The organism is Streptomyces spororaveus, from assembly GCF_016755875.1.
GTDB lineage: Bacteria > Actinomycetota > Actinomycetes > Streptomycetales > Streptomycetaceae > Streptomyces > Streptomyces spororaveus.
Map to the genome: position 1 here is coordinate 2,746,383 of NZ_BNED01000005.1, position 19,223 is coordinate 2,765,605.

Consider the following 19,223-nt stretch of genomic DNA (forward strand, 5'->3'; position numbering starts at 1 on the left):
ACCGGGTCCGGGGCGGAGCTCCGGGTCCTCAGCCCCGGACGCCCCGCAGGGCCATGGCGACGGCGGCCTCGGTGACCACGTCGGGGTCCTCCGCCGCGCCGAGCTCGATCCGGCGCACGGCGGCGTCCACGACCCCCTGCAGCAGCATCGCGGCCAGCCTCGGCTCGCTCTGCCCCAGGGCGCTCAGTGCCTCGACGATCATCGCCACGAGCCCGCCGTGGGCCGCGCGGATCTTCTCGCGGGCCCCCGCGTCGAGCTCGCTGGCCGAGATGGCCACGACCGCCCGGTGCCGGCGGTCGCCCACCAGCCCCAACTGGCTGCGGACGTAGGCCTCGATCTTCTCCTCCGGCGAGGGGGCCTGCTCCATGGCCGCTTCGATCTCGGCGGCCCACACGGGGAAGTCCACTGCGCACAGTTCTTCGACCACGGCGGCGCGGGAGCGGAAGTACTCGTACACGGAGGAACGGGCGAGCCCGGTCCGCTCCGCGAGGGCGGGGAAGGTCAGCGCCTCCGTCCCGCCTTCGGACAGCAGGGAACGCGCGGCGTCCAAGAGGGCGCCGCGCTGCATCGACCGGTGCTCGGCCACGGAGGCCGCTCGAATCCTGGGCACACATCCACTCTACGGAGGTGGCGCAAGCTCACCTCCCCACATCTGCCAACTTCGCGCGCAGTTGCAGGACGGACTTGGTGTGGATCTGGCTGACCCGGCTCTCGGTGACGCCGAGGACATGGCCGATCTCGGCCAGCGTGAGGCCCTCGTAGTAGTAGAGGGTCACCACGGTCTTCTCCCGCTCGGGCAGCGTGTTGATGGCCCGCGCCAGCAGGCGCCGCAGCTCGCGGTCCTCGGCCACCGCCACCGGGTTGTCGGCGGCGGTGTCCTCCAGGGTGTCCATCAGCGAGAGGCGGTCGCCGCCCTCCCCGCCGACGTGCAGCAGCTCCTCCAGGGCGACCACGTTGGCCAGCGACAACTGGCTGAAGACGGTGTGGAGATCCTCCACCCCGATCCCCATCTCCCCGGCGACCTCGCTCTCCGTCGGGGTGCGCCGCAGCTGGGCCTCCAGCGTGGCGTAGGCCCGTTCCACGGCGCGCGCCTTCTGCCGGACAGAGCGCGGGATCCAGTCCAGTGCCCGCAGCTCGTCGATCATCGCGCCGCGGATCCGGGTGATCGCGTACGTCTCGAACTTGATCGACCGGTCGATGTCGAACTTCTCGATGGCGTCGATCAGCCCGAACACCCCGGAGGAGACGAAGTCGGCCTGCTCCACATTGGGCGGCAGGCCCACGCTGACACGGCCGGCCACGTACTTGACCAGGGGCGAGTAGTGCAGGATCAGCTGCTCCCGCAGTCGCTCGTCACCCGACTCCTTGTACGAGCGCCACAGCACCTCCAGGGACGAGGGCGCGGTGGACCGCACGCTGCCGCGGGCAGCGGGGGGCACCGCAGCGCGGTCGGACCCTGAGGTGTGCTGGGGCATGCTTCGCCTTTGCCGGAGCCGGATTCCTTGGGAGCGTAGCGTGACGAGATTGTCGCGGTGCGCGAAGAGTACGGGATGGCGCGGGGGCCGGGAGGCGCCCGGACTCGCGCGGGCGACCCGGGACCGGCGCCTGGCGCTCGGTCCCGGTGACCGCCACCTGGAAGACCGCGTCTCTCATCGGTTTCACTCTTTCACCGGAACACCCCAGGTCAACGACCGCCTCGCCGGTCGGCTCCGGTTTGTGTGCCTCCTCCAGCCGTTTGTCTGCTCAACTGCCAGCCGTCGCCCTGCCGTTCGACGAACCCCAGAGAGTGAAGTTCGTACAGTCTGCCGATGACTTCATCGGTGCCGGTGCCGGAGGCAAGTGCCAGCTCGGCCACGTCCGCCGGGCGGCCGGCGGGCAGGGCTTCGAGCACACGAGCGGTGTCCGGGTCCAGCAGGTCCCGGGCGAGCACCGGGCCGCGCCGCTCGGGAGCCAGCTCGCCCATGGCCCCGACCAGTTCGACCACCTCGGCCGCGTCGGTGACGAGCACGGCCTCGCCCCGCAGCAGTTCGTGCACCCCTGCGGAGAGCCCGCTGGTGGCGGGCCCGGGGACGCCCATCGTGAACCGCCCCAGGCGCTGCGCCCGCCGTGCCGTGACCAGGGAGCCGCTGCGGTGCGCGGCCTCGACGACGACCGTGCCCCGGGTCAGGGCGGCGATGACCCGGTTGCGCAGGACGAACCGGCTGGGGGTCGGGTGGCTGCCCGGTGGCAGCTCTCCGAGGATCAGCCCCTGCCCGGCGATCCGGCCGAGCAGCCCGGCGTGTCCGCGGGGGTAGGCGACGTCCACCCCGCAGGCCAGCACCGCCGCGGTGGCGCCGCCCGAGGCGAGGGCGCCCCGGTGGGCGGCGCCGTCGATCCCGAACGCGGCGCCGGACACCACGACCCAGCCCCGTTCGGCGAGTCCGGCGGCCAGGGTCTGGGCCATGTGCGCGCCGTACGGGGTGCAGGCGCGGGCCCCGACCACGGAGACCGAACGCAGCGCCCAGGTGCGGAGGTTCGGCCGGCCGCGCAGCCACAGTCCGACGGGCCTCTCGTCGCCCAGGTCGTCGAGCTGGGTCGGCCACTCCGGCGACCCCGGGAAGACGAACCGGCCCCCCGCCTCGGCGGCATCCGCGAGGTCGCGCTCGGGGTCGGCCCGCGCGGCGCGTCTGCGGTACCCGGCGAGCCGCTCGGGCCCCACCCCGGACGGCGTGTCCGGCTCCGCCCCGGGGGCGGTGAGCAGCCGTATCAGCCGGGCCGCGCCGAACTCCCGAAGCCACCGCCCGCCGTGCGTGTCGCCGGGCTCCAGCACCCGGGTGAGCGCCGCCCGCGCCAGCAGTTCCGTGTGCCCGGAGCCGGTCATGTCCCGGCCTCCGGCAGCGGCATCGCCCCGCGGGCGATGCCGGTCCGCAGCTCCAGCGCCACGGCCACGTCCGGCGTCTCGGGCCGGTCCCGCCCCCGCAGGTCGGCCACGGTCCAGGCGACCCGCAGCACCCGGTCCAGCCCGCGCGCGGTGAGCAGCCCCCGTTCCAGATCGCGTTCGGCCGGGGCCAGCGCGCCGGGCGCCGCCCGCCACCGGGTGCGCAATTCCCGCCCGGGCACTTCGCAGTTGAGCCGCCACGGCGTGTCGGCGAGCCGGGCGGCGGTACGCTCCCGGGCCTGCCGCACCCGATCGGCGACCACCTCGGTGGATTCTCCGCGGCCGCCCCGCCCCAGCAGGTCGCAGCGGGTCACGGGCTCGACCTCCACCCTGAGGTCCACCCGGTCGAGCAACGGCCCGGACAGCCGCGCCTGGTAACGCCGGATCACCGAGGGCGGGCATTCGCACCCCGCTCCGTGCAGGGTGTGGCGTCCGCACGGGCAGGGGTTGGCGGCGAGCACCATCAGGAACCTGGCGGGCAGCCTTACCACTCCGGCGGCGCGGGCGATGACCACGTGCCCGGATTCGAGGGGCTGCCGCAGCGCGTCCAGCGCCCGGCTGTGGAACTCGGCGGCCTCGTCCAGGAAGAGCACGCCCCGGTGGGCCAGGGAGACCGCCCCCGGCCTGGGGATCCCGGTCCCGCCGCCCACCAGGGACTGCATGGTCGCCGAGTGGTGCGGTGCGCAGTAGGGCGCTCTGGCGACCAGCGGTTCGCCGGGCGCGAGGATTCCCGCGACCGAGTGGACGGCCGTGACTTCCACGGAGTCCTGACGGGTGAGCGGCGGCAGGAGCCAGGGCAGCCGCTCGGCCAGCATCGTCTTGCCCGCCCCGGGCGGTCCGCTGAGGAAGAGGTGGTGCCCTCCGGCGGCAGCCACCTCCAGGGCGCGGCGCGCCGTGTGCTGCCCGGCCACGTCCGCGAGGTCGGGGAAGTCCGCGCCGTCCTCCCGGCCGGGCCGGGCCCGGGCGAGGCCCGTTCCCAGTCCCGCCCCCGGCACGAGCAGTCCGGCCAGTATCGGGTCCGGCCTGCCGGGCGGGTCGCCCGGTTCCTCCTCGGGGACCTCGCCGCCGGTGAGGACCGCGATGAGCTGGCTCAGGCTGCGTACGCCCAGGACCGAGACATCCGGTACGAGCGCGGCCTCGGCCGCGCACTGCTGCGGCACCACCACCTGCCGGTAGCCGGCCTCGGCCGCGGCGAGGACCGCCGGCAGGATTCCGCGGACCGGGCGCACCCGGCCGTCCAGACCCAGCTCCCCGATCAGGACGAGGTCGGCGATCGCGCCGGGGTCCACCACCTCGGCGGCCCCGAGCACGGCCGCGGCGACGGCCAGGTCGAAGCCGGCGCCGGATTTCGGTACGGAAGCCGGGCTCAGCCCGACCGTGAGCTTCTTCTGCGGCCAGGCCGCACCCGAGTTGACCACGGCCGCCCGGACCCGGTCCCGGCTCTCGACCAGGGTCTTGTCCGGCAGCCCCACCAGGGTGAAGGCGGCCACGCCCGGCTCCAGGTCGGCCTGTACCTCGACCACCACGCCGTCGACCCCGACCAGGGCCACCGAGCAGGCCCGTGCGAACCCCATCAGGCCACCCCCCTGACGTGTTCCACCAGGGGGGCGCCGCGCCGCGGCAGGAGCACCCCGACCAGGTCGATCCGCACCCCGCCCGGGGGCGGTCCGCCGTGGTCGGCGAGCCAGCGCCCGGCGAGCGCGCGCAAGCGCTCGGCCTTGACGGGCCGGACGGCGGCCATGGGGTGCTCGAACTCGCCCGCCCGGCGGGTCTTGACCTCGCAGACGACGAGGGCGTCCCCGTCCCGCGCGACGATGTCGATCTCGCCGCCGCGGCACCGCCAGTTCCGCGCGATCACGGTCATCCCGGCCTCGGCCAGCCGCCGTGCCGCGAGTTCCTCGCCGTACCGCCCCAATGCCTGCTGTGCCACGCCCTTCGCGTTCATCCGGCACCACCTCCGGCACCGACGGTCCCGCACCCCCGCCCACCTTGTGGATCTTGGTGGATGGTCCGGCCGTTGTGGAAAACCGCCTCACCCTCCCGGGTGAGGCGGTTCGGCAGGCGTCGTCCCTCAGCTGCCGGGCAGTTCGAGATCGCTCTTGTTGAGCTCCTCGATGTTCACGTCCTTGAAGGTCAGCACCCGCACCTGCTTCACGAAACGGGCCGGCCGGTACATGTCCCAGACCCAGGCGTCGGCCATGGTGACCTCGAAGAACACCTCCCCCTGAACCGAATGCACCTGCATCTCGTAGTCGTTCGTGAGGTAGAAACGGCGCTCCGTCTCGATCACGTACTTGAACAGCCCGACGACGTCGCGGTACTCCCGATAGAGCTTCAGCTCCATCTCGGTCTCGTACTTTTCGAGGTCCTCGGCACTCATGGCATGTTCCCCTTCAGCCGTGCGTCCCCCTATTGTGCGCCAGGCCCCTGCGCCCCTAAACGATTTCCGGGGCCAGGACCACCGGCTCACCCGGAGGACCGTCGACGAGCAGCGTACGGAGCAGCTCGGCGAGTCTGGTCGGGTACACCGTCTCATGGGCCGCGAGCAGTTCCTCGGAGGTCCACCACCTGGCTCCGGTGACGCTGCGCCGCTCCAGCTCGGTGAGGCCGCCCATCTCGGTCTCGGTCCGGGTGGTCCGGGCGAGGAAGTACCACTCGTCCTGCTCCCAGCGCCGCCCGTCGAAGGGGAAGGAGCAGTAGCGGTGCCACAGCACCGGACCCAGTTCCACCTCGGTGATCCCGGTCTCCTCGGCCAGCTCGCGCAGCGCGGCCTGCTCCCGGGTCTCGGTCCCCTCCAGTCCGCCGCCGGGGGTGAACCACCAGTCGTCCGAGGGGTCGGCCGGTTCGAAGCCGTGCAGCAGCAGGATCCGGTCCGCCGGGTCGAGCAGGATCACCCGTGACACCTTCCGGCCGCCGGTCCCGGCGGCCGGGTCAGCGGACACCGGCCCGCTCCTGCCGCCGGCCGCGCGCGAGGAGCCGTGCGACCGGCCCGTACGCGGCCCCCAGCACCACCAGGGCGGCCCCGGCCAGCACCGCCGCCACCTGGAGGCGCAGCGGCCCGGGCCGCGAGATCCCGCCCGGCAGGGCGGCGTACGTGGCCGGCCGCTCCAGCATCGATACGGAGGGCCAGGCCAGGGCGTCGACCCGGGCACTGACGGCCGACCGGGACACGGTCCCCTGCCCGGTCTCCTGCAGGTGGGCCCGGGAGTCCAGGGAGGCGGCCCGCCGGTCGCCGAGGAGGAAGAGGTTGCCTTCGGGGACCGCCACCTCGAAGGGGGTGCCCGAGGGCGCGGTCTGTCCGGGCGGCATGGCCAGGCCCGTGTCCGGCTTGGTGGTGTCGGCGTACGGCTCGTCCAGCGTGGCGCCGTTCACCGTCACCTCGCCGGCCGGGCCGCAGCACTTCACGACGTCGCCGCCGATGCCCACGACCCGCTTGACCATCGGGGAGTCGCTCCACAGGGAATCGGTGAAGATGACCACGTCACCGCGGCGCACCTCACCGCCGTCGATGCGCTGCGCGAGCACCCGGTCCCCGGGCCGCACCGTGGGCATCATCGAGTCGGTGGGAACCGTGTAGGGCCGGTAGACGACCGCCCCCCACACGAAGCCGCCCAGGAAGAGCGCGAAGCCGATGGCCACGGCGATTCCCGACAGCACGTTGCCGAGACCGCCGCGGCCGTCCTCGCCACTGCGTATTGCTTGTGTTCCGCCCATTCCAGCGCCCCCACACACTTCGGGATCGTCGACCTGGGCGGCACCCTACCCGTCGGTACGGCCGCTGGTCAGCTTCTGCCTGCGCCACATGACCAGCGGAACCGCTCCCACGAGCCCCAGCGCGGCCGGTCCGAGCCCGACCGGGGCCAGACCGGCGGCCCCGAGGCCGAGCGCGGCCGCCGCCGCCTGGTTGCCGATGCCCGGCTGGTCGAAGGTGTCCGGGACCGGCAGGGTGGACCAGCGGGTAACCGGCCACGCGACCACGACGGCCCGCCCGACGACCTTGTCCACCGGGACGAAGCCCTTGGTGGAGTCCTGCTGGTGGTAGCGGGAGTCCTCGGAGTTCTGCCGGTGGTCACCCATGACCCAGATCTTGCCCTTGGGCACCGTGATCGGGCCGAACGGGGCGTCGTCGCACGGGGTGTTGCCGGGGTAGATGTACGGCTCGTCCAGCTCCTTGCCGTTGACGACGACCGGTCCCCCCTTCTTGCACTCGACCGTGTCTCCGCCGATCGCGATGACCCGCTTGATCAGGTCCTTCTCGGAGGCGTCCGGCATCAGGCCGATCTTGCTGAGCACCTGCTGGAAGACGTTCGGCTCGGGAGTGGGCTGCCCCGACAGCCAGTCCGCGGGGTCGTGGAAGACGACGACCTCGCCGCGCTCCGGCTCGGAGCCGAACCACGGGGTCAGCTTGTCCACCAGCACCCGGTCGCCCATCTGCAGGGTGTTCTGCATGGAGGCGGACGGGATCGAGAACGCCTGGAGCAGGAACGTCTTGATCAGCAGGGCGAGCAGCAGGGCGATACCGATGAGGAGCGGGAGCTCCTTCCAGAAGGACCGGTGCGCCTGCTCCGTGGCATCGCCGTCCGCCTCGGTCTCGCGCTCGACGGCGTCGTCCGGCCGTTCCTCGCCTTCGTCGCGTCCGGACCGTGCGCCTACCGCCACGTCCCCCACATCCACTCCTCACTCGCGATTGCCGCCCGCGCCGAATCCGGCACGGGCCCTCCCCTCCCTTAACGAGCGGGAGTTCCCTAAGGCGCGGGAGACCGAGGACACACTATGCGAACGGGGCGCCCCGACGGCGCCGCCGACGGCCGCGCCCTTCGCGCCGCGCCTGATCGGGCACCATCCGGAAGGTCGCGGGCTGCTCCAGCTTGGTCCAGTGCCCGTAGGGCCAGGCGATCACTACGGCCTCCCCGACCACCCCGCTCTCGGGGATGGTGCCCGAAAAGCCCTCGTCGAGGTGGAACCGGGAGTCGGACGAGTTCGCGCGGTGGTCGCCCATCACGAACAGCCGGCCCTCCGGCACCGTCACCTCGAACGTGATGTCCGAAGGAGTGTTGCCCGGATTCACGTAAGGCTCATCGAGGGGCGATCCGTTGACGGTGACCCGGCCCTGGCTGTCACAGCATTTGACGGTGTCCCCGCCGACGCCGATGACGCGCTTGATCAGATCCTGCTCGTCGGCCGAGGGCAGCAGGCCGATGAAGGTCAGCGCCTCCTTGATCTGCTTGACCACGATCGGATCCTTGGGCGGCCGGGCCGCCTCGCCCTTGAGCCAGCCGCCGGGGTCCTTGAACACGACGATGTCGCCGCGCTCGATCTCGGAGCCGAACCAGGGCGTCAGCTTGTCCACCAGGACCCGGTCGCCGATCCGGATCGTCTGCTCCATCGAGCCCGACGGAATGAAGAAGGCCTGCACCAGGAAGGTCTTGAGGAGCAGGGCGATGCACAGCGCCACGACCACCAGCAGCGGCACCTCACCGGCCCGGCGCGTGCGGCGGCGCCGGCGCACCTTGCGAGCCGTCCGGCGCCGTTCGGCCCGGCCGCCCTCCACCCGGCCGCCGACACCCACCGGGGGCGGTGCGGGCTCCGGCTCCGGCTCGGGTTCGGGCTCGAAGTCCCAGTCCCGTCCGCCCTTCGGCCGTCCGCGGCTACCCATGGCCACCGCCTACGGATTCCCAGCGCGAGAGCGGCCAGCCGATCCAGTCGGCCCGCCCGATCACCTTCTCCACCGGCACCATCCCCCCGCCCGGCTCCCCCAGGTGGTCCCGGGAGTCCCGGGACTGGGAGCGATGATCACCCATGACCCACAGCGTCCCCAGCGGTACGACGATCCGGAAGGGCACCGCCGAAGGGGCGTCGCCGGGCTGGAGGTACGGCTCCTCCAGCGGCACGCCGTTGACCGCCACCCGCCCGCCGGCGTCACAGCACACCACGTCGTCGCCGCCGACGCCCACGACCCGCTTCACGAAGTCGGTGTCGGACGGCTCGGCCAGCCCGAGCGCCGAGGCCGCGCCGTGCAGTACGGTCCCGACCGGATTGCCCGCGGGGCGTTCCCGTACGAAGGAGCCCGTGCCGTCGAAGACCACCACGTCCCCGCGGCGCGGCTGTTCGCCGAAGCGGTACGCCAGCTTGTTGACCAGCACCCGGTCCCCGACCCGGAGCGTCGGCTCCATCGAGCGGCTCGGGATCAGGAAGGGCTGGACCACGAAATTGCTGAACAGCAGCAGGAAGACGGTGCAGATCACACCGAGCACTCCGGCGCGGCGCCACGTGAGGGGCCGCCGGCCGGCCGTCCGGCCGGTCCGGGAGAACGCAAAACGCGGCCGCTCCTCCCCCTCGACGGGGGAAGAGTGGCCGCGCTGCGTGTGAGGTGCTTCGGTGTCCATCGGGGGCGAGCCTACTCGGCCGCCTCCGGACTCCGGGAGTTACCTCAGCGGTCGCGCTTCTCCTTGATCTTCGCGGCCTTGCCGCGGAGCTCACGGAGGTAGTACAGCTTGGCACGGCGAACGTCACCGCGGGTGACGAGCTCGATCTTCTCGAAGATCGGGGAGTGGACCGGGAAGGTACGCTCCACACCGACGCTGAAGGAGACCTTGCGCACGGTGAAGGTCTCGGAGACACCGGCACCCTGGCGGCGGATGACTACGCCCTTGAACTGCTGGATACGGGAGCGGTTGCCCTCGATCACGCGGACGTGCACGTTGATCGTGTCACCCGGGCGGAAGGCCGGGACGTCCGAGCGGAGCGTGGCGGCGTTGACGCCGTCGAGCAGGTGAGACATGTTCTTCGTCTGCTTTCTTCGCATGACGCCACAGGTCGCCAGTGCGGGTTTCCGTAGAGAATTCGGGAGCTGCGGGGCCCGGCGGACGACGGTCCCCCTGTGGCAGGGGCGCCCGCGAGCACACAGCAGCCGCCTATTCTTCCACGGTCTGCGCCCTGCGCCAAAATCGGCCGTCGGCGGACGGCTGCCAGCCCAGGACGGAGAGGATCTCCCGGTCCTTCTTGTCGAAGCCGGCGGCCTCGCAGCGCTCGATCAGGTCGGGACGGTTCTGCGCGGTCCGGCGGAAGGCCTCGTCCCGGCGCCAGCGGGCGATCTTCCCGTGGTGCCCGCTGAGCAGCACCTCGGGGATGTCGCGGCCGCGCCACACCGGGGGCTTGGTGTAGACGGGCCCCTCCAGCAGGTTCGCCATCTCGCCCGGCGCGAAGGAGTCGTCGCGGTGCGACTCGGCGTTGCCGAGCACCCCGGGCAGCAGCCGGGCCACGGCCTCGGTGACCACCAGTACGGCCGCCTCGCCGCCCGCCAGGACGTAGTCGCCGATGGAGACCTCGTACACCGGCATCCGCGTGGCGTACTCGTCCATGACCCGGCGGTCGATGCCCTCGTACCGGGCCGGCGTGAAGATCAGCCAGGGCCGCTCGGAGAGTTCGACGGCCAGTTCCTGGGTGAAGGGCCGGCCGCTCGGTGTGGGAACGACCATGACGGGACCGCGGGCGCCCGCCTCGTAGCCGTCGGCCAGCGCGGAGTCCAGGGCCTCGCCCCACGGCTCGGTCTTCATGACCATGCCGGGACCACCGCCGTACGGGGTGTCGTCCACCGTGTTGTGCCGGTCGTAGGTCCACTCCCGCAGGTCGTGCACGTGTACGTCGAGCTGCCCGCGGGCGCGCGCCTTGCCGACGAGGGAGACGTTCAGCGGCTCCAGGTACTCGGGGAAGATCGTGACGACGTCGAGTCGCATCAGGCGTCGTCCCCGGATTCCGCGGCGTCCTCGTCCCGGGTCGAGACGACGACGGCGTCCCGCTCGTCGATCAGCCCCGGCGGCGGGGTGATGACGCAGCGCTGCTCCTCCAGGTCGATCTCGGCGACGATCTCCTCGACGAAGGGGATCATCACCTCGGAGCCGTCCGGCCGCTCGACGATGAAGAGGTCCTGCGAGGGCAGGTGGGAGATCTCGGTGATCCGGCCGATCTCCGTGCCGTCCTCCAGCACCACGTCCAGGTCCATCAGCTGGTGGTCGTAGTACTCGTCGGGCTCCTCCGGGAGCTCCGCCGGGTCCACCTCGGCGATCAGGAGGATGTTGCGCAGCGCCTCGGCCCCGGTGCGGTCCTTGACGCCCGCGAAGCGCAGCAGCAGCCGTCCGCTGTGCACGCGGCCCGTCTCGATCGTCAGCGGTCCCGCCGTCGCGGGCTCCGTCTTGAGCACGGCGCCCGGACTCAGTCGCAGCTCCGGTTCGTCGGTGCGCACCTCGACGGTGACCTCACCCTTGATGCCGTGGGCGCGGCCGATCCGCGCGACTACCAACTCCACTGTGCTCTTCCCTTACTGCGGCGTGGTTGCTCACATCAATGGTCGCTCCTGCCCGGAGGCAGAAACGACACGGGCCGGGGCGGGCGACCAACGCCCTCCCCGGCCCGTGCCGGTGAATCAACTGCTCAGCGGACCTGGTCCACGTCGACGAGGTCGACGCGGATGCCCCGGCCGCCGATGGCGCCCACGACGGTACGCAGAGCACGTGCGGTGCGGCCGTTGCGGCCGATCACCTTGCCGAGGTCGTCGGGGTGAACCCGGACCTCAAGCACCTGCCCGCGGCGCAGGTTGCGCGAGGCGACCTGCACTTCGTCGGGGTTGTCCACAATGCCCTTCACGAGGTGCTCAAGAGCCTCCTCGAGCATGCTCAGGCCTCGGTCGACTCGGCGGCGGCCTCAGCCTCGTCCGCCTTCTTGTCGGCCTTCTTCGCCTTCTGCGTGATGGCCTCGCCCTTGCCCTCGCCGATGCCCTCAAGGGCCTTGGCGAACTCGTCGAAGGAGCGACGCTTGCTCTCCTTCGTGGCCGGCTGCAGGAGCGGCGCGGGGGCGGGGAGACCCTTGTGGGCCTGCCAGTCACCGGTCAGCTTCAGGATGGCGAGCACAGCCTCGGTGGGCTGGGCGCCGACGGACAGCCAGTACTGCGCACGCTCGGCGTTGACCTCGATGCGCGACGGGTTGTAGGTCGGGTGGTAGATACCGATCTCTTCGATCGCGCGACCGTCCCGGCGGGTGCGGGCGTCGGCGACGACGATGCGGTAGTGCGGCTGGCGAATCTTGCCGAGGCGCTTGAGCTTGATCTTGACTGCCACTGGAGTGGTGTCTCCTGAACTTGACGTGGTTGGGCACATGAGATGCCACGTGGGGTTGCGGTACTCGGGTGCCCGATGGACGCGTCAGCCGGAGGAGAGAGGGGTCCTATGCGACTGTCGAGTACAGCTAGCCATTGTGCCATACGCCTGCGGCGCGCTCAGCCGGGCGGTCGGGTCCGGCGCCCGCCGGCGGTACGGCGGTACGGGGGACCCGTGCGTGCGCCGTCGGCGGCCGCCCCGGGTGGGGGCGACGGCCCGGCGCCCGGTTCGCCGTGGGGCGGTGGCCCGGGCGACGGCGGGGAAGGCGGTCAGGAGGCCGCGGCGATGGCCACGTCGGGGATGCGGAAGGGCTTCATGCAGCCACCGCACACGATCGGCGCCTGGGCCAGCACGGAGGGGACCACCCGTACGTTGCGCCCGCAGTCGCAGACCGCCTTGACCCGCACGCCGCCGCCGGAGGAACCGTGCCGTGCGGCCGGGCCCCGGAAGCTGCGCTTGGTGTCGGCCGCGGTGGCGGCCGTGTGCGCCTTCAGCGCGCGCTGCAGCCGCTCGATGGTGGGCCGGTAGCGCCGCTTCGCCTCAGGATCGAGCGTGACCAGGGAGAAACCACTGCTCGCGTGCGGCTCCTCGGAGTGGTCAAGCCCCATCTCCTCGGCGATCGCGAGGAATCTGCGGTTGTGGTAGCGGCCTGCGCGCGAGGTGTCGCGGACACCGCGGGCGGCGGCGATGCCGTGGACTGCCTCGTGCAGCAGTCGCTCGAAGGAGAGCTCGGCGCCGCAGGCGGACGAGGACTCTCCGATCAGGGACTCGGGCGCGGCAAGGTCAGGCAGCTCGGGGTGGTACCGCTGAATATCGGCCCACGCCTGCGCCAGCTCTGCGGCGAGAACAGGTGGTGTCGTGCTCACGTCGTGACAACGAGCCGAGGTGCCCGGGTGTTCCGATTCCGGGCCATTCCAAATTTTTTGCACGTACCAGTCAGTTCACTCTCATGCGTCCTGACGAGGACGGGTGCGCCGATCTCAGGAGGAGTCGGTACGTAACGTCGACCAACTCGTCCCGGCCGGCCGATACGAACCGGCCCCGGCGCGCGGCACGAGCCGCACGCCGGGGCACAGGAACCGGTCGGTCCGATCAGTACGAACGCGCGACGATCGCGAGCGTACCGGGGGCGTCGTCCGCCTCCGGCACGGACCCGTCCTCGGCGATCAGGCAGCGCACGGAGACGGCCTGCTCGGCCAGCTTCGCCTCGCCCTCCGGACCGAGGTCCGCCCACGGGATCCGCGCCCAGCCACCGGCGACGGCGGCCTCGGCGGCCTCCCCGATGGTCGCGACGTCGGTCGTACGGGCCACCCGGCGTTCGCGGGACTCACGCAGCAGCTGCGCCTGGTCCTCGTCCAGCACCTTGGGCAGCAGGTCGGCGAGCGCGTCGATCTGCACGGGGGTCTTCCCGCCCGGGATCCGGCGGGCCAGCATCGCGGTGCCGGCCTCCAGGTCGCGGGGGCCGATCTCGATGCGGACCGGTACGCCCTTGAGCTCCCAGTCCACGGCGCGACGGCCGAAGGGGGTGTCGACGCGGTCGTCGACGTGCACGCGGATGCCGGCGGCCTTCAGCTGCGCACCGAGCTCGCGGACCTTGGTGACGGCCTCGTCGCCCTTGATCGCCATGACGACGACCTGGACGTGGGCGAGGCGCGGCGGGACGCGCAGGCCGTTGTCGTCGCCGTGGGACATGATCAGGCCGCCGACCATGCGGGTCGAGACGCCCCACGAGGTCTGCCAGACGAGCTCCTGCTTGCCTTCCTTCGACAGGTACTGCGTGTTGAAGGCCTTGGCGAAGTTGGTGCCGAGCTCGTGGCTCGTGCCCAGCTGCAGCGCCTTGCCGTCGCCCATCATGCCCTCGAGGGTGAGGGTGTTGATGGCGCCGGCGAAGCGCTCCTTGGCGGTCTTGCGGCCGAGCACGACGTCGATGCCGAGCACGTTCGTCATGAAGTCGCCGTAGACGTCCGTGTGGATGCGGGCGGCGTAGTCGCGGGCGTCCTCGTAGGTGGCGTGGGCGGTGTGGCCCTCCTGCCAGAGGAACTCGCTCGTACGGAGGAACACGCGCGGGCGCATCTCCCAGCGGACCACGTTGGCCCACTGGTTGATCAGCAGGGGCAGGTCGCGGTAGCTCTGGACCCACTTGGAGAAGTAGTCGTTGATGATCGTCTCGGAGGTGGGCCGGACGACGACCGGCTCTTCCAGCTCCTTGCCGCCGCCGTGCGTGACGACCGCGAGCTCGGGGGCGAAGCCCTCGACGTGCTCGGCTTCCTTCGTCAGGTACGACTGCGGGATGAACAGCGGGAAGTACGCGTTCTGGGCGCCCGCGTCCTTGATGCGCGCGTCCATCTCCTGCTGCATCCGCTCCCACAGGCCGTAGCCGTACGGTCGGATGACCATGGTGCCTCGGACCGGACCGTTGTCGGCCAGCTCGGCCTTGTTGATCAGATCCTGGTACCAGCGGGGGAAATCCTCCGCCTGCGGGGTGAGAACGGGTGCCTTTGCCATGCCGCGAATCGTACGGCGCCCGGCACACGATGCGTGAATCGGGTGCCGCGCTCCTCTGGACGCGGGGGCGAATGGGGAGTTCTCTGGCAACGGGGGCATGGGGGCGAGACGGAATCAGGAGCGCTCTTTCGATGACACCGACGCCGACGGCGACACTCGCCGCCCGGGACTGGGCGGAGATCCAGGAACGGATGCTCGTACCGCTGTACGAGGCGGTCTACGACCGGCTGGAGGTCGGGCCGGGCGACCGCCTGCTCGGCCTGGACTGCGGGGCCGGCCTGGCCCTGCTGCTGGCGGCCGGCAGGGGAGCCGTGGCCACGGGCGTGGAGGCGGATCCGGCCCGGCGGGCGCTGGCCCGTGAGCGGCTGCTGGAGGTCCTGGCGGCACCGCCGGGGCCGCAGCGGCCCCCGGCCCGCCCGTACGACGCCCTGCTCGCCTTCTCCCCGGCCCCCGCGGCCCTGGCGGCGGCCCTGCCCGCGGTCCGCCGCGGCGGGGCGGTGGCGCTGGCCGACTGGGGCCCCGCGGAGCGCTGCACGGTGCCCTCGGTCCTCGGCGGCGGGCCCGCGCCGAGGGACCTGGACGCGCTGGTGGAGCGGGCCGGGCTCCGGCCGGACGGTTCGGGGCGGGTGTTCTGCCCGTTCGGGTACGCGGACGTGGACAGCGCGGTACGCGGGCTGCTGTCGACCGGGCTCTACCCCGGCGCGAGCACCGGCTCCACGGCAGCGGCTTGCGCCGCGCCCTTCGAGCAGGCCGATTCCGTGCTGGCGGAGAAGGAGCTGGCCGAGGCGCTTCACCCGTTCGAGCGATCCGACGGCGCCGTGTGGTTGCCGAACATCTTCCGCTACGTGATCGCCCGGGTGGACTGAGACCCGCTCCTCAGTCGGCGCCGTGCCCCTTCGTCAGGCGCGTGATGCCCGCGGCCGCGTAGGCGGCCGGTTCGTCCAGGGTCTCGGCGGCGAGGAGGGCCCGCGCCAGGGCGTCCAGCTGCGTCCGGTGTTCGCGCAGCAGGCGGCAGGCCTCCAGGTAGCACTCGTCGACGATCCGCCGCATCTCGTGGTCGACCGCGTCGAGGGTGGCGGGGGCGGCGGAGAGGCCGTAGGGGCTCTGTCCGTCGGAGGGGATCGCGGTGAGGCGGCCGATCCGCTCGCTCATGCCCCAGCGCCCGACCATGCCGCGGACGATGCCGGTCACCTGCTCCAGGTCGTTCTCGGCGCCGGTGGTGACGACGTCGTAGACGACGTGCTCGGCCGCCATGCCGCCGAGCGCGCCGATGATGCGGCCGCGCAGGTACGGCTCGGTGTAGGCGTACCGGTCCGCGTCCGGGGTCGAGAGGGTGACGCCCAGGGCGCGGCCCCGGGGCACGATCGTGATCTTGCGGACCGGGTCGGCCCCCGGCTGGAGCATGCCCAGCAGGGCGTGGCCGCTCTCGTGGTAGGCGGTGCGGCGGCGCTCCTCCTCGGGCATGACCAGCGGCCGCTCGGCGCCCAGCTGGACCTTCTCCAGGGCGTCCGACAGGTCCGCCCGGGTCACCTGCGTCTGCCGGCGTTTGACGGCCAGCAGCGCGGCCTCGTTCGCCAGGTTGGCCAGGTCCGCTCCGGTCATCCCGGGGGTGGTGCGGGCCACGTGCGCCAGGTCGACTCCCTCGGCGAGCGGGATGTCCCGGGTGTGGATGCGCAGGATGGCCTCGCGGCCGACCCGGTCCGGCGGGGAGACGACCACCATGCGGTCGAAGCGGCCGGGGCGGGTGAGCGCCGGGTCCAGCACGTCGGCGCGGTTGGTGGCGGCGAGGACGATCACGCCCTCCGAGCCGGAGAAGCCGTCCATCTCGGTGAGGATCTGGTTGAGGGTCTGTTCGCGTTCGTCGTGGCCGCCCATGGCGCCGCCGCCATCGCGGGCCCTCCCGATGGTGTCGATCTCGTCGATGAAGACGATGGCGGGGGCCACCTTGCGCGCCTCGGCGAACAGCTCGCGCACCCGGGAGGCACCGACTCCGACGATCATCTCGATGAACTCGGAGGCGGAGGCGGAGAAGAAGGGCACCCCAGCCTCGCCCGCGACCGCCCGCGCCAGCAGGGTCTTGCCGGTGCCGGGCGGCCCGGAGAGCAGGACTCCCCCGGGCATCCGGGCGCCCATCCGCCGGTACTCCTGCGGGTTCTTCAGGAAGTCGACGACGTCGTTGAGCTCCCCCTCGACCTCGTCGATCCCGGCCACGTCCTCGAAGGTGGTGCGCCGGGAGCCCGTCTCCAGTTCGACCGGTCTGGGCGGGGCCTTGCGGCCGAGCGCGCCCATGCCGCCCGCCCCGGATCCCATCCGGCGGGCGATGACCACCCACAGGAGGACCAGCAGCAGCATCGGGGCGAGGGAGAGCAGCAGGTTGGCGAGGAAGCTGCGCTGTACGACGACCGGGGAGGCCGTGACGATCACGTTCTGCTGGGTGAGCTCGGCCCACAGCGCGTCGTCGGCGAAGGCCGGGCGCTGGGTGACGAACGTGGTGTAGTCGCCCTTGTCGCCGTCGGGCAGTGGCTGCTTCGCCTTGAGCTCGCCCTGGATGGCGTCGCCCTTGGAGTAGATCTTCGAGACGTTGCCGGCGGCGACCTGCTTGCTGAACTCGGTGTACGAGATCGTCGGTTCGTCCCCCTCATTGAAGAAGGACAGCACCAGGTTGGCCAGCAGGTAGACGATCAGCGCGGTGAGGATCAGCCCCCGCCAGCCGCCGGGCATCCTGCGCCGGGGCGCGGGGGCGGGCGGTGCGCCTTCCGAGCGCCAGGGCGTGTCGGCCCTGTCGCGGGGAGGTACGGGGGTGGGGCTGGGCACGGGGCGCCTCCTTCTGCCATCCTCCCGGCCGACCATAAGGGATGAATCGGACGGTCGCCCCAGCAGGAAGCAGCAGGGCCCCGACCGTGCGAACACGGCCGGGGCCCTCCTCACCCACCTGCGCGGGTGCTACTTCATGAACTTCTTGAACTCGTCCGGAAGATCGAAGTCCCCACCGTTCTGGCCACCCGCCGGAAGGCCGAAGGGGTTGCCGCCGGTCGCGGGCTCGACCGCCTGCGGGCCCTGTTCGCGGCGGGCCGCGGCTGCGGCCTCCTCTTCCTTGCGCTTCATCGGGTTGCCGCTCTTGCGCTTGCCCTTGGCCTGCTTGACCTGCTTCTTCTGCCGGCCGGGGCCGCCGCCCATCCCGGGGATGCCGGGCATGCCCGGCATGCCGCCGCCCTGGGCCATGCGGGACATCATCTTGCGGGCGTCGAAGAACCGCTCCACCAGCGACTTGACCGCGCTGACCTCGGCACCCGAACCCTTGGCGATACGGGCACGGCGCGAGCCGTTGATGATCGTCGGGTCGTGGCGCTCGGCCGGGGTCATCGACTTGATGATCGCGGCCATGCGGTCGACGTCGCGCTCGTCGATGTTGTTGATCTGGTCCTTGATCTGCCCCATGCCGGGCAGCATGCCGAGCAGCTTGGAGATGGAGCCCATCTTGCGGACCTGCTCCATCTGGGCCAGGAAGTCGTCGAGCGTGAACTCCTTGGGGCCCTTGGCGAGCTTGGCCGCCATCTTCTCGGCCTCGGCCTGCGAGAAGGTCTTCTCGGCCTGCTCGATGAGGGTGAGCATGTCACCCATGTCGAGGATCCGGCCCGCCATGCGGTCGGGGTGGAACGCGTCGAACTCGTCGAGCTTCTCGCCGTTCGAGGCGAACATGATCTGCTTGCCCGTGACGTGCGCGATGGAGAGCGCGGCACCGCCCCGTGCGTCACCGTCGAGCTTGGAGAGCACGACGCCGTCGAAGCCGACGCCGTCGCGGAAGGCCTCGGCGGTGTTGACCGCGTCCTGGCCGATCATGGCGTCGACGACGAAGAGGATCTCGTCGGGGCTGACGGCGTCGCGGATGTCCGCGGCCTGCTGCATCAGCTCCTGGTCGATGCCGAGGCGGCCGGCGGTGTCGACGATGACGATGTCGTGCTGCTTGGTCCGCGCGTACTCGACGGAGTCCTTGGCGACCTGGACCGGGTCACCGATGCCGTTGCCCGGCTGGGGGCCGTAGAAGGCCACGCCCGCGCGGTCGGCGACGACGGAGAGCTGGTTGACGGCGTTGGGGCGCTGGAGGTCGCAGGCGACGAGGAGCGGGGTGTGGCCCTGCCCCTTGAGCCAGAGGCCGAGCTTTCCGGCGAGGGTGGTCTTACCGGCACCCTGAAGACCGGCCAGCATGATCACGGTGGGCGCGGTCTTGGCGAAGCGCAGCCGCCGGGTCTCGCCGCCGAGGATGGTGACGAGCTCGTCGTTGACGATCTTCAGGACCTGCTGGCCCGGGTTCAGGGCCTTGCTGACCTCTTCACCGCGCGCGCGTTCCTTGACGTTCGCGATGAAGGAACGGACGACCGGGAGGGCGACGTCGGCCTCAAGGAGCGCGATACGGATTTCCCGGGCCGCAGCGTCGATGTCAGCCTCGGACAGCCGGCCTTTGCCGCGCAGGCCCTTGAAGGTATTCGCCAAGCGGTCGGAGAGCGTATCGAACACGGTGGTCGCGATTCCTCGGGTCGGGGGCGTTGTGGTCGTCCCCCAGGGTATCCGCCCCGGCCGCCCGTCCGGCCCTGCGGTCGGCTTTCCCCGGGGGAAGGGCGGGCGGGGGACCGCTCCGCGCAGCCGTCCCC

21 protein-coding genes are annotated in these 19,223 nt (G+C 71.8%); 1 reads left to right on the forward strand and 20 read right to left on the reverse strand.

Translation table 11 applies throughout. The features are described 5' to 3' along the window. Nucleotides 1-28 precede the first annotated feature (28 nt). From Sspor_RS14420 to proS, 18 genes are all read right to left on the reverse strand, one after another. The gene (locus tag Sspor_RS14420) at nt 29-586 is read right to left on the reverse strand and encodes a TetR/AcrR family transcriptional regulator (RefSeq protein ID WP_202203660.1); all 558 of its coding nucleotides are present in this window, start codon (nt 584-586) and stop codon (nt 29-31) included. Nucleotides 587-638: 52 nt separating this feature from the next. Then, the gene (gene whiG, locus Sspor_RS14425; protein WP_202199509.1) at nt 639-1,475 is read right to left on the reverse strand and encodes an RNA polymerase sigma factor WhiG; all 837 of its coding nucleotides are present in this window, start codon (nt 1,473-1,475) and stop codon (nt 639-641) included. Between the two features lie 209 nt (nt 1,476-1,684). Continuing rightward, nucleotides 1,685-2,860: a DNA-processing protein DprA gene (gene dprA, locus Sspor_RS14430; RefSeq protein WP_202199510.1), complete on the reverse strand. Its 1,176-nt coding sequence runs from the start codon at nt 2,858-2,860 to the stop codon at nt 1,685-1,687. Then, nucleotides 2,857-4,491, reverse strand: a complete 1,635-nt coding sequence (locus Sspor_RS14435) for a YifB family Mg chelatase-like AAA ATPase (protein WP_202199511.1) — start codon at nt 4,489-4,491, stop codon at nt 2,857-2,859. Before Sspor_RS14435 ends, dprA begins: the two co-directional genes overlap by 4 nt. Beyond that, a complete protein-coding gene (locus tag Sspor_RS14440) occupies nt 4,491-4,862 on the reverse strand; it encodes a YraN family protein (protein WP_202199512.1) in 372 nt (123 codons plus the stop codon). The genes Sspor_RS14435 and Sspor_RS14440 overlap by 1 nt, the downstream gene beginning before the upstream one ends. Nucleotides 4,863-4,988: 126 nt before the next feature. After that, nucleotides 4,989-5,297, reverse strand: a complete 309-nt coding sequence (locus Sspor_RS14445; protein ID WP_006139554.1) for a DUF2469 domain-containing protein — start codon at nt 5,295-5,297, stop codon at nt 4,989-4,991. Nucleotides 5,298-5,352: 55 nt separating this feature from the next. Continuing rightward, nucleotides 5,353-5,859 carry an NUDIX hydrolase gene (locus tag Sspor_RS14450; protein ID WP_202199513.1) on the reverse strand — a complete coding sequence of 169 codons (507 nt, stop codon included), beginning with the start codon at nt 5,857-5,859 and terminating at the stop codon, nt 5,353-5,355. Then, nucleotides 5,849-6,631 carry a signal peptidase I gene (gene lepB / locus Sspor_RS14455; RefSeq protein ID WP_202199514.1) on the reverse strand — a complete coding sequence of 261 codons (783 nt, stop codon included), beginning with the start codon at nt 6,629-6,631 and terminating at the stop codon, nt 5,849-5,851. Before lepB (Sspor_RS14455) ends, Sspor_RS14450 begins: the two co-directional genes overlap by 11 nt. 45 nt (nt 6,632-6,676) lie before the next feature. Continuing rightward, nucleotides 6,677-7,576 (reverse strand): signal peptidase I, encoded by a 900-nt coding sequence (lepB, locus tag Sspor_RS14460; RefSeq protein WP_202199515.1) that lies wholly within the window; start codon nt 7,574-7,576, stop codon nt 6,677-6,679. Between the two features lie 112 nt (nt 7,577-7,688). Further along, nucleotides 7,689-8,573 (reverse strand): signal peptidase I, encoded by an 885-nt coding sequence (lepB, locus tag Sspor_RS14465; protein ID WP_202199516.1) that lies wholly within the window; start codon nt 8,571-8,573, stop codon nt 7,689-7,691. Continuing rightward, the gene (gene lepB, locus Sspor_RS14470; RefSeq protein ID WP_202199517.1) at nt 8,566-9,303 is read right to left on the reverse strand and encodes a signal peptidase I; all 738 of its coding nucleotides are present in this window, start codon (nt 9,301-9,303) and stop codon (nt 8,566-8,568) included. The genes lepB (Sspor_RS14465) and lepB (Sspor_RS14470) overlap by 8 nt, the downstream gene beginning before the upstream one ends. Before the next feature lie 44 nt (nt 9,304-9,347). Further along, nucleotides 9,348-9,698, reverse strand: coding sequence for a 50S ribosomal protein L19 (gene rplS / locus Sspor_RS14475; protein ID WP_030011886.1), 351 nt, complete (start codon nt 9,696-9,698; stop codon nt 9,348-9,350). A gap of 133 nt (nt 9,699-9,831) precedes the next feature. Next, complete coding sequence (gene trmD / locus Sspor_RS14480; RefSeq protein WP_202199518.1) at nt 9,832-10,653, reverse strand: tRNA (guanosine(37)-N1)-methyltransferase TrmD; 822 nt, start codon at nt 10,651-10,653, stop codon at nt 9,832-9,834. Next, a complete protein-coding gene (rimM, locus tag Sspor_RS14485) occupies nt 10,653-11,222 on the reverse strand; it encodes a ribosome maturation factor RimM (RefSeq protein ID WP_202199519.1) in 570 nt (189 codons plus the stop codon). Before rimM ends, trmD begins: the two co-directional genes overlap by 1 nt. Nucleotides 11,223-11,347: 125 nt before the next feature. Further along, nucleotides 11,348-11,587 carry an RNA-binding protein gene (locus Sspor_RS14490; RefSeq protein WP_030011889.1) on the reverse strand — a complete coding sequence of 80 codons (240 nt, stop codon included), beginning with the start codon at nt 11,585-11,587 and terminating at the stop codon, nt 11,348-11,350. A 2-nt stretch (nt 11,588-11,589) separates the two neighbouring features. Then, nucleotides 11,590-12,030, reverse strand: a complete 441-nt coding sequence (gene rpsP / locus Sspor_RS14495) for a 30S ribosomal protein S16 (protein WP_030011890.1) — start codon at nt 12,028-12,030, stop codon at nt 11,590-11,592. Nucleotides 12,031-12,338: 308 nt separating this feature from the next. After that, on the reverse strand, nt 12,339-12,935 hold the full coding sequence (locus tag Sspor_RS14500) for a hypothetical protein (RefSeq protein ID WP_202199520.1): 597 nt from the start codon (nt 12,933-12,935) through the stop codon (nt 12,339-12,341). Between the two features lie 226 nt (nt 12,936-13,161). Next, nucleotides 13,162-14,574 (reverse strand): proline--tRNA ligase, encoded by a 1,413-nt coding sequence (gene proS, locus Sspor_RS14505; protein ID WP_202199521.1) that lies wholly within the window; start codon nt 14,572-14,574, stop codon nt 13,162-13,164. A gap of 131 nt (nt 14,575-14,705) precedes the next feature. Between proS and Sspor_RS14510 the strand changes: the two genes are divergently transcribed. Then, nucleotides 14,706-15,440, forward strand: a complete 735-nt coding sequence (locus Sspor_RS14510; protein ID WP_237403867.1) for a methyltransferase type 11 — start codon at nt 14,706-14,708, stop codon at nt 15,438-15,440. A gap of 10 nt (nt 15,441-15,450) precedes the next feature. On the opposite strand, the gene ftsH is transcribed toward Sspor_RS14510, so the two are convergent. Beyond that, nucleotides 15,451-17,424: an ATP-dependent zinc metalloprotease FtsH gene (gene ftsH, locus Sspor_RS14515; RefSeq protein ID WP_202199523.1), complete on the reverse strand. Its 1,974-nt coding sequence runs from the start codon at nt 17,422-17,424 to the stop codon at nt 15,451-15,453. A gap of 93 nt (nt 17,425-17,517) precedes the next feature. After that, nucleotides 17,518-19,089: a signal recognition particle protein gene (ffh, locus tag Sspor_RS14520; protein WP_202199524.1), complete on the reverse strand. Its 1,572-nt coding sequence runs from the start codon at nt 19,087-19,089 to the stop codon at nt 17,518-17,520. Between the last annotated feature and the right edge of the window lie 134 nt (nt 19,090-19,223).

Bases quoted from the DNA above. Each gene is read 5' to 3' on its own strand.
- Sspor_RS14445 (WP_006139554.1), bottom strand. From the start codon at position 5,297: ATGAGTGCCGAGGACCTCGAAAAGTACGAGACCGAGATGGAGCTGAAG.
- Sspor_RS14510 (WP_237403867.1), top strand. From the start codon at position 14,706: ATGACACCGACGCCGACGGCGACACTCGCCGCCCGGGACTGGGCGGAG.
- Sspor_RS14435 (WP_202199511.1), bottom strand. From the start codon at position 4,491: ATGGGGTTCGCACGGGCCTGCTCGGTGGCCCTGGTCGGGGTCGACGGC.
- lepB (WP_202199514.1), bottom strand. From the start codon at position 6,631: ATGGGCGGAACACAAGCAATACGCAGTGGCGAGGACGGCCGCGGCGGT.
- lepB (WP_202199516.1), bottom strand. From the start codon at position 8,573: ATGGGTAGCCGCGGACGGCCGAAGGGCGGACGGGACTGGGACTTCGAG.
- trmD (WP_202199518.1), bottom strand. From the start codon at position 10,653: ATGCGACTCGACGTCGTCACGATCTTCCCCGAGTACCTGGAGCCGCTG.
- whiG (WP_202199509.1), bottom strand. From the start codon at position 1,475: ATGCCCCAGCACACCTCAGGGTCCGACCGCGCTGCGGTGCCCCCCGCT.
- Sspor_RS14490 (WP_030011889.1), bottom strand. From the start codon at position 11,587: ATGCTCGAGGAGGCTCTTGAGCACCTCGTGAAGGGCATTGTGGACAAC.
- lepB (WP_202199517.1), bottom strand. From the start codon at position 9,303: ATGGACACCGAAGCACCTCACACGCAGCGCGGCCACTCTTCCCCCGTC.
- proS (WP_202199521.1), bottom strand. From the start codon at position 14,574: ATGGCAAAGGCACCCGTTCTCACCCCGCAGGCGGAGGATTTCCCCCGC.
- rplS (WP_030011886.1), bottom strand. From the start codon at position 9,698: ATGTCTCACCTGCTCGACGGCGTCAACGCCGCCACGCTCCGCTCGGAC.
- dprA (WP_202199510.1), bottom strand. From the start codon at position 2,860: ATGACCGGCTCCGGGCACACGGAACTGCTGGCGCGGGCGGCGCTCACC.
- ftsH (WP_202199523.1), bottom strand. From the start codon at position 17,424: ATGGTCGGCCGGGAGGATGGCAGAAGGAGGCGCCCCGTGCCCAGCCCC.
- Sspor_RS14440 (WP_202199512.1), bottom strand. From the start codon at position 4,862: ATGAACGCGAAGGGCGTGGCACAGCAGGCATTGGGGCGGTACGGCGAG.